Source organism: Aliiglaciecola sp. CAU 1673, from assembly GCF_029223185.1.
GTDB lineage: Bacteria > Pseudomonadota > Gammaproteobacteria > Enterobacterales > Alteromonadaceae > Bowmanella.
Genome location: NZ_JARHUG010000018.1, coordinates 35901 through 48229 on the forward strand (window position 1 = coordinate 35901; position 12329 = coordinate 48229).

Annotated in this window: 10 protein-coding genes; 6 read left to right on the plus strand and 4 right to left on the minus strand. The window is 51.8% G+C overall.

Annotated elements, in window-relative coordinates:
• Positions 1 to 205: 205 nt before the first annotated feature.
• Positions 206 to 1903 (minus strand): amidohydrolase, encoded by a 1698-nt coding sequence (locus tag P2G88_RS16240; protein ID WP_275797853.1) that lies wholly within the window; start codon positions 1901 to 1903, stop codon positions 206 to 208.
• Positions 1904 to 2022: 119 nt separating this feature from the next.
• Between P2G88_RS16240 and P2G88_RS16245 the strand changes: the two genes are divergently transcribed.
• Positions 2023 to 2589: a hypothetical protein gene (locus P2G88_RS16245; protein WP_275797856.1), complete on the plus strand. Its 567-nt coding sequence runs from the start codon at positions 2023 to 2025 to the stop codon at positions 2587 to 2589.
• 122 nt (positions 2590 to 2711) lie between these two features.
• Entirely contained in the window at positions 2712 to 3272 is a 561-nt protein-coding gene (locus tag P2G88_RS16250; RefSeq protein WP_275797858.1) for a fasciclin domain-containing protein, read from the plus strand.
• A 70-nt stretch (positions 3273 to 3342) separates the two neighbouring features.
• Here the strand turns inward: P2G88_RS16250 and P2G88_RS16255 are convergent, their stop codons facing one another.
• Complete coding sequence (locus P2G88_RS16255; RefSeq protein WP_275797861.1) at positions 3343 to 4269, minus strand: FAD-binding protein; 927 nt, start codon at positions 4267 to 4269, stop codon at positions 3343 to 3345.
• Positions 4269 to 5018 carry an electron transfer flavoprotein subunit beta/FixA family protein gene (locus P2G88_RS16260; protein ID WP_275797864.1) on the minus strand — a complete coding sequence of 250 codons (750 nt, stop codon included), beginning with the start codon at positions 5016 to 5018 and terminating at the stop codon, positions 4269 to 4271. The genes P2G88_RS16255 and P2G88_RS16260 overlap by 1 nt, the downstream gene beginning before the upstream one ends.
• 195 nt (positions 5019 to 5213) lie before the next feature.
• Between P2G88_RS16260 and P2G88_RS16265 the strand changes: the two genes are divergently transcribed.
• On the plus strand, positions 5214 to 6857 hold the full coding sequence (locus P2G88_RS16265) for an electron transfer flavoprotein-ubiquinone oxidoreductase (protein ID WP_275797866.1): 1644 nt from the start codon (positions 5214 to 5216) through the stop codon (positions 6855 to 6857).
• Positions 6858 to 7435: 578 nt separating this feature from the next.
• Entirely contained in the window at positions 7436 to 8590 is a 1155-nt protein-coding gene (locus P2G88_RS16270) for a cation:proton antiporter (protein WP_275797868.1), read from the plus strand.
• Positions 8591 to 8647: 57 nt separating this feature from the next.
• Here the strand turns inward: P2G88_RS16270 and P2G88_RS16275 are convergent, their stop codons facing one another.
• Positions 8648 to 9451 carry an alpha/beta hydrolase-fold protein gene (locus P2G88_RS16275; RefSeq protein ID WP_275797870.1) on the minus strand — a complete coding sequence of 268 codons (804 nt, stop codon included), beginning with the start codon at positions 9449 to 9451 and terminating at the stop codon, positions 8648 to 8650.
• A gap of 462 nt (positions 9452 to 9913) precedes the next feature.
• Between P2G88_RS16275 and P2G88_RS16280 the strand changes: the two genes are divergently transcribed.
• A complete protein-coding gene (locus P2G88_RS16280; RefSeq protein WP_275797872.1) occupies positions 9914 to 11110 on the plus strand; it encodes a YHYH protein in 1197 nt (398 codons plus the stop codon).
• A gap of 5 nt (positions 11111 to 11115) precedes the next feature.
• On the plus strand, positions 11116 to 12228 hold the full coding sequence (locus tag P2G88_RS16285; RefSeq protein ID WP_275797875.1) for a HupE/UreJ family protein: 1113 nt from the start codon (positions 11116 to 11118) through the stop codon (positions 12226 to 12228).
• Positions 12229 to 12329 lie beyond the last annotated feature (101 nt).

The following is a 12329-nucleotide window of genomic DNA, read 5'->3' on the forward strand; positions in this document are numbered from 1 at the left end:
AACTGTACATGCATAGTGTAGGGAGTAGATGAATTTTTATGAGCCAGTTCCTATTGATAAAGTCCTAATACTAATCTGCAACACTTCCCCACTAATGCCCGCAATTCGCTCAATGCTGCCTGTCAAATTTGCTCTATTCCTTAGAGCAAAAGTGGCAGATCGGATAGTAGCCACTACGCATCAACAAAGCCGCTTTTTAAGACAGTTAGCGTCTGAATACCTCTTCACCATCCACCAGGGTCAGTATGACCTTGGTTTGATCAATGGTATTGGGCGGGATCTTGAACAGATTTCTATCCAATACGATTAAATCGGCCAACTTACCGGCCTTGATGCTACCGACCCTGTCCTCCTGACGCAGGTTGTAAGCCCCATTGATGGTATAGGCCGCTATGGCCTGTTCCAGACTGATTTGCTCGGGCGCTCTGGTCACTGCATTTTGCATACCGGTAAAGGGATTAAAATCGCTGACACTCCAATCACTGCTGAGGGTTAATCTCGCGCCCGCCTCTACCAATGCGCGAATGGGTATCAGGGCTTTTGAGCGCCCTTTACCGATAAGCGGAATATTTTCCGGCCAATGGGCTGGCTGGCTGAACTCACCGGCTACCTGGGCATCGGCGGTGACATTAAGGGCGGCAAAACGCGGTAAATCGGCTTTATCCACTACTTCCACATGGGTGATCCTATGCCTGCCCTGCCCTTTACTGCCCGCTTCGATGGCATTCAACGCCTCATGAACTCCCCGATCGCCGATACCATGAATATGAAAATCAAAGCCCAATGGCTCCAAAGACTGAATATAACGGGTCAGCCGCGCCTGGCTAAAGTAATTCAGGCCGCGATTACCGGGGATATCAAACAATACCTCGTTATAAGGCTTCAACATGGCGGCGGTGGTATTGACCAAAATGCCGTCGCTGTAGACCTTGATTTGATTTATTTGCAGCAAGCTCTCGGGATTGAATCGATACAGCTTGGCTAACTCAGTTAGCTGCTCTGTATCGTCAAGCTCAGGATAAGCCCAAAGACCCAAATTAACCCGTAGGGTAAGCTCCTGATTATCGGCAAGACGCTGCCAGGTTTTATGTTGACCAAGCTGCCAAAAGGTACGGGCATCGGCAATGGAGGTGATACCCACCTTGGCAAGAGCCGGCAACGTATCTTCGACCAAAGCACGGTAGTCGTTCTCACTGTTACGTCCCTTTTCAGACAGAGCCCTGGCCATAGCGATTTCCCCGGCATTGTCCAGCAACAAACCATTGGGTTCACCCTTGTCATCTCGCACAATAAGGCCGCCCGGCGGATCGGCACTGACTTTCTCAATTCCAACTCGTTTAAGGGCCTGGGAATTTAACCACATGGAATGGGAGGTCTGCTCCATAATAATCACCGGACGATGGCCGATAGCCTCGTCCAGAATCGCTTTGGGCTCACGAGCGGCGTTTAACAGCGCCTCCAGGCTGTGGCCATAACCAATCAGCCAGCCCGGACCGGGATTGGCCTTATCCGCCGTGACCAAGTCATCATAAAAGTTCTCGGCGTTCCATTGCTCGGGATCCAAATCAAAATCGGTCGCGTCTGAGCCAGACTCCAAGGGATGAATATGCACATCGTGAAAGCCCGGCAGCATCATTTTTCCGCCCAGATCTTCCACTTGAGTGTGCTCGTTGGCATAAGTCAGTGCGGTTTTATCACCACCTACGTAGATAATGCGATTGTCTCTTATCGCTAGCGCCTGCGCCCAGGGCTGCGCGGGATCCAGGGTGTAGATGGCACCGTTAATAAAGATCCGGGTGGCCGCCTTTTCTCCCCTGTCGGCTTTGGAGTGATCTTGTGCAAAACATAGCTGCCAGGCACCTACTGCAAATCCTAAGATCAGTAGCAACTTGATCATGCGCATTGTCTGCCCCTTTATGTGTCATGCTAATTTCAATGCCAATGCTAGATAGGATACTACTGGCATTCGCTATCAGGGATTGATTAGACTGGAAAAACTAGATATCTCAAAGGCCTGCGTTAATGAAATTTAAACTGGATGCCAAAGTCCTGCTGACGGAAATCATCACCATAGTGATAGGTATTTTGCTGGCATTGGCTGCCAATGAGTGGAATAACCAGCGTATCGCCGACAATAAGGCCGACATGACCCTGCACATGGTGACCGAAGAAGTGGGATCCAATTTCGCCGTGCTGCAACGTATCCATGCCCAAAATCAGCAAGTATTGGACAGCATTGCTAACTCCGACAGCGAAGAAACCACACAGTTTCTGCCCGGCATACAGATCCGCGATACAGCCTGGCAAACCTTGCTAAGTTCCGGGATTGCCGAAAATGTGGAGATTGGCCTGCTGCAAGCCCTGCATGATCACTATGCGGTACTGAATATGTATAAACAGCTAAGCTATCAAACCCTGAATACCATCCTCTCCACTCAGGCGCTGGTCATGGGCATGACCAAAAATGTGGAGCAGGCAAAATCCAATGATATTTTTGAGGACAATATTAAGCTTCTGGTGATGGTAGAGTCGGCGCTTTTGACCAATACCCAGTCAACGCTGGACAGCTTGAAACAGTTTTCCCATTAAACAAACAAGGCGCCCACAAGCTCACATATCAGCAGCAAAGTGATCTTTTGCGCGCCCTGCCCGTTAACAACTATGCAACATTCATCCTTCTGTAGTCACCCGTAACTATAAGGAACTGTAAAATGAGCAGGTTAACCAAAACGTTGTCTACATCCGTTGCTTCCCTGGCCATTGCCAGCCTGTTAAGTGCACCCGCCATAGCAAAAAAGCCCAAGTGGGCAGAGAAATCCGACGCCAACATCGTTGAGTTTGCGGTAGAAGCTTCTGGTGTCCCCTTTGATTGGGACACTAACGGCGAAGACTTCGATATTCTGGTGGCAGCGCTTATCGCCACCGGCACCGACGCAATATTTGACGGTACCGATTACACCGTCTTCGCGCCCAATGATCAGGCTTTCTACAACCTTACCGGTACCGACAATGATGCCGATGCTTTCGATGCGGTAGTCAGTCTGCTGGATGTGGAGGGCGTTGCGGCCGTGCTTGCCTACCATGTCACAGAGGGGGTACGTAACTCCAGAAGCGTTACCCGCGCCAAACAAGTCGAAATGTTAGATGGCAATAGTATTAGGTTTGAAAACGGTTTAATTATTGCCAATCAATCCGAAGCGGGCTTAATCGACATCGATAACCGCCTGGCCGATGGTATGGTGCATATTATTGATACCGTGTTGCTGCCTTAATCCAGCGACATCACTGCACAACAAGTACAAAAAAAGCCGCTAATGCGGCTTTTTATTTACTTTCAAAACCTTACAGGCTGGCTTCTAACTGCGGCAGGATCTCAAACAAGTCACCCACCAGGCCGTAATCGGCCACCTGGAAAATCGGCGCTTCTTCGTCTTTATTGATGGCCACAATCACCTTGGAGTCTTTCATACCGGCCAAATGCTGAATGGCACCGGAAATCCCCACAGCAATATACAGATCCGGCGCAACAATCTTACCGGTCTGGCCGACCTGCATATCGTTAGGCACAAAGCCGGCATCTACGGCGGCGCGAGAGGCACCGATGGCGGCACCCAGCTTATCGGCAATGCCTTCCAGCAGTTTGAAATTGTCACCGTTTTGCATGCCGCGGCCACCGGAGATCACCACACGGGCAGCGGTCAGCTCAGGGCGCTCAGACTTGGTCAGCTCTTCACCAACGAACTCAGCTTTAGCGTTTTCTTTTACCAGGCTTAAGGCTTCAACGGCAGCACTGCCTTCTTCACCGGCCGCATCAAAGGCAGCGGTACGCACGGTGATGACCTTAATGGCGTCTTCGGATTTCACCGTGGCAATGGCGTTACCGGCGTAAATAGGACGCACAAAGGTGTCGGCGCTTTCCACTTTGATAATGTCGGAGATCTGCTCTACATCCAGTAGCGCGGCCACACGGGGCATAAAGTTTTTGCCGGTAGTGGTGGCCGGGGCCAGCACATGGCTGTAGTCCTTACCGATTTCGGCAACCAACTCGGCAATGTTCTCGGCCAGTTGATGACCATAGGCAGCGTTATCTGCCACCAGTACCTTGCTGACGCCGCTGATCTTGGCCGCTTGCTCGGCAACCGCCTGACAGCCACTACCAACTACCAGCAGATGCAGTTCGCCGCCGATATCCGCAGCGGCTTTGGCCGCCTTAAAGTTCTCTGGCTTGAGGTGGGCGTTATCGTGTTCAACAAAAAGCAGAATAGCCATTAGATCACCTTCGCTTCATTTTTCAGTTTATTCACCAGCTCAGCCACATCGGCCACCTTCACACCACCCTGACGCTGGGCAGGCGCTTCAACTTTCAAGGTCTTCACTTTGGAGGTCAGCTCCACGCCAAAATCGGCGGCGGCTTTGACATCCAAAGGCTTACGCTTGGCTTTCATAATATTGGGCAACGACGCATAACGCGGCTCGTTTAAACGCAGATCCGTAGTGACAATGGCCGGCAGGCTCAGGGCAACAGTTTGCAGACCGCCGTCGATTTCACGGGTGACCTTGACCTTACCGCCGTCAACCACCACTTCAGAGGCGAAAGTGCCTTGTGGCAGACCACACAGGGCCGCCAGCATCTGGCCGGTTTGGTTGTTGTCTGAATCGATACTCTGCTTACCGAGGATCACCAGCTCTGGCTTTTCTTCTTCCACCACTTTTTTCAGCAGCTTGGCCACTTGCAGTGAGCCCAACGCTTGCTCGGTTTCGATATGCAGGCCGCGATCGGCACCCAGGGCCAGGGCGGTACGAATTTGTTCCTGACAGGCTTTATCGCCGATGGACACCACCACCACTTCGGTGGCAACACCCTTTTCTTTCAGGCGTACCGCTTCTTCTACGGCAATTTCACAGAAGGGGTTAATGGCCATCTTGGTATTGGCCAAATCCACCCCGGATTGGTCCGCCTTCACGCGTACCTTGACGTTGTAGTCGATGACGCGCTTGACTGGCACTAATATCTTCATCGGGACACCTTTTATTGCTCTACTTGCTTGTGGGTACAGGGAATTTCCCTTTATATTGGCGCCAATGTACTTACTGTTGACGTAAACGTCAACCAACCGTACCCTTTTGGGCGCGCACAGTAATTTACACCATTTTAATCCCGGCTTTATGTATTATTAACCCGGTATTTTCCCTTTTGTTACAGGAGCGATGCGGTGGAAAGAGAATCCATGGAGTTTGATGTTGTTATCGTCGGCGCAGGTCCTGCGGGCCTCTCCACTGCGTGCCGCCTGGCCCAGCTGGCCAAAGACAAGCAACAAGAGCTGATGATATGCGTAGTAGAAAAAGGCTCTGAGGTAGGCGCCCATATCCTTTCCGGCGCCGTATTTGAGCCCCGCGCCCTGGCCGAACTCTTCCCCGATTACCTGGAAAAAGGCGCGCCGCTGACCACCAAAGTCACCGAAGATCATATCTATCTGCTGCGTAGCGAAGAAAAGGCCACCAAGCTACCCGGCTTTAGCACGCCAAAAACCATGCATAACGAAGGTAACTATATTGCCAGCATGGGCAATGTCTGTCGCTGGTTGGCCGAACAGGCCGAAAGCCTGGGAGTGGAAGTTTTCCCCGGTTTCGCCGCCGCCGAGGTGCTGTATGACGACAACGGCGCCGTGGCCGGTGTAATCACCGGTGATATGGGCGTGGGTGCCGATGGCAAGCCTAAAGACAGCTTTGTACCCGGCATGGAACTTCGCGCCAAATATACCGTGTTTGCCGAGGGCTGCCGTGGTCATTTAGGCAAAGCGCTGATTGAGAAATTTGAACTGGATAAAGGCAAATCGCCCCAACATTACGGTATCGGCTTTAAGGAAATCTGGGATATCGACCCGGCCAAACATCAGGAAGGCCTGGTGGTGCATAGCGGCGGCTGGCCATTAGACGAGGCCACAGGCGGCGGTTATCTGTATCACGCCGAAAATAACCAGGTGTTTGTGGGCCTGATTGTGGATCTTAACTACAGCAATCCCTATTTAAGCCCCTTCGATGAATTCCAGCGCTTAAAGCACCATCCGGTGTATAAGCAGTATCTCGAAGGCGGCAAACGTGTGGCCTACGGTGCCCGCGCCATTACCAAGGGCGGTTTTAACTCCCTGCCGAAGATGACCTTCCCCGGCGGTATTCTGGTTGGCTGTGATGCCGGTACCCTGAACTTTGCCAAAATTAAGGGCAACCATACGGCCATGAAGTCAGGCCTGCTTGCCGCCGAAACCCTGTTTGAGGCCATTAGTGCTGACAAGCTAGGCGCCGATCTGACCGAATACGAAGACAAGTTTAAAGACAGCTGGCTGTACGATGAGCTGTACCGCTCCCGTAACTTCGGCCCTGCCCTGCATAAGTTCGGTACTTTCTTAGGCGGTGCTTTCAATACCCTGGAGCAAAACTGGTTTGGCGGCAAATTCCCCACCACCCTTAAGGATGACAGCGCCGATCATCTGCAGCTGAAAAGCAAAGATCAGTGCCAGTCCATCCGCTATCCCAAGCCGGACGGGGTGCTGAGCTTTGATAAGCTGTCTTCGGTGTTTTTATCCAACACCAACCATGAAGAAGATCAGCCTTGTCACCTGCAACTCAAAGACGACAGCATCCCGGTCAAGGTCAACCTGGCGAAATACGATGAACCGGCTCAGCGCTACTGCCCTGCCGGCGTGTATGAAATCGTTGAGGAAGCAGGTACACCGCGCCTGCAGATCAACGCGCAAAACTGCGTGCACTGCAAAACCTGTGATATTAAAGATCCGACTCAGAATATTCGCTGGGTGGTACCTGAGGGCGCCGGCGGCCCTAACTATCCGAATATGTGATACTCAAAACAACAAACAGCCCGGCACCCGCCGGGCTTTTTTATGTTGTATCAGTAGCCCCCATATATCGGGATCGAGCATCCAGCGTAACACTACTTTTTCAATAGATGCCCGATTACCCCATTCGGGCATGACCCACTGAGATAGACAATCAGTAGCGCCGTCATTCCCACATGTTGTAAGTGGGAACATTCCCACATGTCGTAAGTGGGAATCCTACCTAACATCATTCTCCAATAGATGCCCGATTACCCCATTCGGGCATGACCCACTAAGATAGAAAGTCAGCAGCGCCGTCATTCCCACATGTCGTAAGTGGGAACATTTCCGCAAGCTGTTAGCGGGAATCAAACCCGCCATTACCCAATAGATGCCCGATTACAACATTCGGGCATGACCCACTGAGATGGACAATCAGTAGCGCCGTCATTCCCACATGTTGTAAGTGGGAATCTGTCCAAGCAAAATCCGCTAATTACCACAGTGTTTTCTAGTAAAGCCTCGCAAAAGCTTGATCCAGCACCGGTTTATTTTCCCGATTTCCTGCTTTAATTAACCAATAACAATAAGGGAACTCAATGGACAAACAGGCAAGCTGGTTATTGCTGGTAGGCGGCTTTTTTCTGATCACCCTGCTGATCAGCCCGCTAGCGAGCCGCTTCCATATCCCCAGAGCCTCGCTTTTTATCCTAAGCGGCATTTTGTTGTCACAAGCCACTGGGGAGCGTTTAAACGGTCAGGCCACAGAGTGGTTTAACAGCATCAGTTCAGTCACCTTGCTGATAATTGGCTATTTGCTTGGTACCAAGCTTACTCTCTCTTACCTGCGCCGCTATGCCAAAAGCGTGACCCTGATTACCCTTAGTGTGACCTTTGGCACTTTTGCTTTGGTGGCGTTGGGTCTTTATGTCTTGGGCATGCCCCTGCCGTTGGCCCTGATATTTGGAGTGCTGGCATCAGCCACCGATCCGGCAGCTACCTATGATGTTATTCGGCAAACTGGGGTTAACAATCGCTTTACCCGGATTCTGGAGGGAGTGGTGGCCTTAGATGATGCCGCGGGGCTGATTCTGTTTTCACTGGTGATTGCTGCGCTGGCCTGGTTTGGCAGCGACACTTTTATCTCCCCCATGGTGGATATGCTTTGGGAAATCGGTGGGGCGCTGGTGCTGGGTTGCCTGATGGGGCTACTGCTGGTGTTTTTACTCAACTTGAAACAAGAGCGTGACAATGTGTTTGTGGAATCCCTGGGCCTTATCCTGCTATGCGGCGGCCTGGCGCTTTATCTGCACGTGTCATTTCTGCTCTCGGCCATGGTGATGGGCTTGGTGGTGGTTAACCGCGCCAAAGAGTCCCAGGAGCATTTGCATGATATCGAGTTTATTGAACAACCCATGCTGATTCTGTTTTTTATCCTGGCGGGGGCCAGCGCCTCACTTAGCCAGCTATGGCTGGTGGGCGATATTCTGCTGGCCTATGTGCTGATGCGCATTGTCGGGCGGGTGATCTCCGCCCTGCTGGTTCCCCAATCCGAGCTTCCCAATAGTCAAAAACCCTGGCTGGGCCTCTCCCTCTTGCCGCAGGCCGGGGTGGCCATGGGCATGGCCCTGCTCGCGGCACAATACTACCCCGAGTATCAAGACCAATTAGTCTCAGTGACCGTTGCCGCCACCATTATCTTCGAGTTACTGGGGCCGCTACTGACCTTTCAGGGTATTGGCCGCAGCCGTTAAGGGCCGTATCGTCCGGAAGTAGACTATAGATTGCAGCCCCACAATCCATGCATTCTTCTAGTGGCTGATTTTCTCATCAGCAAACACTGCAGTTAGCCCATTAAACAGACTGGGGTAATAGCCGGTTATATGGCTTTCCTTATCAAGGTATTCATAGTGCCACCTTAGATGACCTATGGCCTCCTTCTCTAATTGCGTTACCAATGCGTGCACACCATCAAAGGCATTGGCATCTTCTTGCTCCTGGTTTGCCAGCGACATGTACAGAACTTTAGAGGTGGCAGCGGCCTGCTTTCCCTGCTGCAGCAACTTATTGTAAACGTCATCCACAATGCCCTTTAGTGGTGGGCTGGCCACAATAAAACGGTCAAACAGTTCAGGCTCGTTGGCAAGCAGATGCATGGCAAACTGGCCGGCTAATGAATGCCCGTAAAGAACATTTTCGCCAGATACGCGATAGCGACTCTGGATATGGGGCATCAGTTCCTCTTGAATAAAAGCGGTAAATTTATCCCTCTCAAAATACAAGTCACGGCTACGCGTATCGTCATTATTGGTTATCGCCACAATGACCATCTGAGGGGTACGCTGTTGTTCCGCCAATAATCGACTGGCCATGATCGAATGTACAAAATGCCTTTCGCCATCAAGCAGATACAACACTGGATAGGTCGTGCCAGAGTCTGCATATCCTTCTGGCAGGTATACATGAACACGCCGCTGCTCGGCCTGATGCCTGGAGTCAAGTGTGTGGGTAACACCCAATTCAAGGGTATATGGGGTTTGCGATGCGGCCAGCGCGGGACCGGAAAAAACACAGCACATCAGCAGGAACTGCAACAGATTTCTAAAAGGGAACATTCATCGTCCTTTGAAAAAGAAAAAATGGGGTTATCCAAAAATATCCATCGGTCTTATAACAAAGGCCAATCACACCTCAAATGCGCTTACGGCAAACGGTCTTAATCCTGGGATTAGTGTCTTATTTGCTTAGCGACTTGGGAAACGTTGTGACCTTGTATGTAAAGCCTGCGTGGCTAAATTCAGAGACAATTAGAAAAGCGTTGTCGAACAGGAATTAGGTGAAAGAAAAGGCTAATCGGGGAGACTAAGGGTGACGCTGCTCACAATCCAACACTCCCCTGAGCATCAAGTTTGTCTCAGTCACCATTTTCTTCGAATGACAGAGTTCGCTACTGACCTTTCAGGGCACTGAGCGCAGCCGGTAATCTTTACATCAGCTTTACATTGCCCGGACGTTTCTTTACCTGGCACTTCTTATAATCCCCACTCCTTAATTGATGCGTAGGATGGAGTGCGGAAATGAGAAAGGTTGCAGGCATAGTAATGGCCGCTTTGTTGTCCGGTTGTGGCGGTTCTTCAACAGATTCAACAGCAATGGACGACGTTAACCAGCAACCCCAGTTGCAGTCCTATACATTCTCAGGAACCCTCTTCGGCTTACATGAGAGCGGTCTGGAGCTATCACTGGGCAATCAATCCCTTTACCTTGGAGCAGGTGCCACCGCGTTTTCAATGCAAGCACAGATGGCGCCCGGCGATAGCTATACCCTGGCGATCAGTACCACACCCGCATTCCATAGTTGTACCATTGATAACGGCACAGGCACCGTCAGCGGCGATGTGTCGCAGATAGCAATCCATTGTTTAGATGAACGCGTAGGCGCCGACCTCACCCATCTGCCGGTCGGCGACAGCCTGATTTTAGATCGCAGCCAAGGTGACGAATCGCCGCAAGCGGGCAAGTTGTGGCTGTGCGGGGTACCACCAGATGGCGCCGGCGCAGCGGCTTCCGATGACTGGATCAATGCCGATGGTACGTGGAACTACATTATCAAACCCCAGGTGGAAGGCGAGAACTACGCGCTCAGTGAATTCACCGTGATCATCGACGGTGATAAGCGTCTGGTCACCGGCAATGCACTCCCCACCACCGCCATGGGCACCTTCCCCATTGAGCCCGGTACCATTGCCTACAACTACGACAGAAACCCCAGTGTGATCAGCGAGCACGATGTCAAACTGACCTTCGATGCTGTGCCGCAAAAGAGCGAGCAGCCCCTATGCGTTGGCTTTGGCGCCACCGGAATCTCCCTGACCGGCGCGGCCATCTATCACGGCTCTTCCACCTTGGGTACCGATGCCGCGGCATTTGAAATCCTGGATGCCTGCGGAGGCCATGCCGACGGCACCTCAACCTATCATTACCACTATATGTCGCAATGTGTGCTGGATGAACTGGACCCCGACAATGGCGGCCACTCGGCACTGATGGGCTATATCATGGACGGCTTTGGCATCTTCGGTCCCCGCGGCGAAGACGGCGAAGTGCTGTCTTCCGCCGACCTTGACCAATGCCATGGCCATAGCCACGAAATTGAATGGGACGGTGAACTGCGGGATATGTACCACTACCACTGGACTTACGATTTCCCTTATAACGTCGGTTGCTATAACAACGAACCGCAAATTCCCTGGAACGGCCGGGCCCCGCAGTAGCAGCTATGAAGTACCTGATCCCACTCTTGATTGCACTGCAGCTGGGCCTTGCCAACGGCAAGGCCCTGGCTCATACCGATGGGGTTACCCAGGCCAGGCTGACCTTCGATGAAGATCGCCAGTTTCGCCTGGAGCTGCTGAATTTTGATGCCTTGAATTTTCTGGCGCCGGAGTTGGCCAAGGAGAATCTGCGTATTGAGGATCTGCCTGATGCACCCGAATCTACGCTCTTTGCAATACTACAGGCCGGACAACAGCGGCTGTTGCAAGAGCTGCAACTGCGGGATCAACAGGGTGATCCCATTGCCTACTCCTTAAGTTTTCCGTCGCTGGAAACTTTCCGTACGCAGTTGCAGGTAAAAACCACGCTGCAACAAGAACCGGCCTTTTTGGTAAGGCTCTCTGGACATCTCACTGACAAGCAACAAGAGCTGGTTGTCCGCTTTCCCGATGCCCTCAATCAGGTGGCGCTGAAAACCGTGACCATTGCGCGTTTGCATATCGCTCCCGGCGAGCAGACACCCAATTTGCTGGGCCAAGCCACTACACAGCAAAGCTGGCTGGCTGTTGCAGGCAGGTATATCCAGCTGGGCTTTGTACACATTGTGCCTAAAGGCCTGGATCATATCCTTTTTGTACTGGGTCTGTTTCTCCTGAGCCAGCGGCTTAAACCGCTGATATGGCAGATCAGCGCCTTTACCCTTGCCCATACCTTCACCCTGGCGCTATCGGTGTATGGTGTGATTAACCTGCCGGCCAACATTGTGGAGCCCTTAATTGCCCTGTCCATTGTGTTTATTGCCGCTGAGAACCTCTACACCAGTAAACTGCATCCCTGGCGCACGCTGGTGGTATTTGCTTTTGGCTTAGTACATGGAATGGGATTTGCGGGGGTACTGACTGAGCTGGGGATACCAGCGCATCAGCAACTCAGTGCTCTGATCGCCTTTAATCTGGGCGTAGAGCTTGGACAACTCAGTGTTGTCGCCCTGGCCCTGCTGCTACTGCACCGCACTTACGTTAAAGGCTGGTATCGAGAACTTATTGCCATACCCGCCAGTGCCGCTATTGCCTGCATTGGATTAATTTGGAGCGTACAGCGGGTGGTCGGGCTTTAAGTGTTGCGAGTTGCGAGTTGCGAGTTGCAGGAAAATTGTACTAACTGAGACGCAAGCCGTACTTCGTGAAACTGTTTAATTGGATTATATTTGTACGGCAT

Excerpts from the sequence above, each read along its gene's own strand:
- P2G88_RS16260 (WP_275797864.1), bottom strand. The coding sequence starts at position 5,018 with ATGAAGATATTAGTGCCAGTCAAGCGCGTCATCGACTACAACGTCAAG.
- P2G88_RS16245 (WP_275797856.1), top strand. The coding sequence starts at position 2,023 with ATGAAATTTAAACTGGATGCCAAAGTCCTGCTGACGGAAATCATCACC.
- P2G88_RS16240 (WP_275797853.1), bottom strand. The coding sequence starts at position 1,903 with ATGCGCATGATCAAGTTGCTACTGATCTTAGGATTTGCAGTAGGTGCC.
- P2G88_RS16275 (WP_275797870.1), bottom strand. The coding sequence starts at position 9,451 with ATGTTCCCTTTTAGAAATCTGTTGCAGTTCCTGCTGATGTGCTGTGTT.
- P2G88_RS16280 (WP_275797872.1), top strand. The coding sequence starts at position 9,914 with ATGAGAAAGGTTGCAGGCATAGTAATGGCCGCTTTGTTGTCCGGTTGT.
- P2G88_RS16285 (WP_275797875.1), top strand. The coding sequence starts at position 11,116 with ATGAAGTACCTGATCCCACTCTTGATTGCACTGCAGCTGGGCCTTGCC.
- P2G88_RS16270 (WP_275797868.1), top strand. The coding sequence starts at position 7,436 with ATGGACAAACAGGCAAGCTGGTTATTGCTGGTAGGCGGCTTTTTTCTG.
- P2G88_RS16250 (WP_275797858.1), top strand. The coding sequence starts at position 2,712 with ATGAGCAGGTTAACCAAAACGTTGTCTACATCCGTTGCTTCCCTGGCC.
- P2G88_RS16255 (WP_275797861.1), bottom strand. The coding sequence starts at position 4,269 with ATGGCTATTCTGCTTTTTGTTGAACACGATAACGCCCACCTCAAGCCA.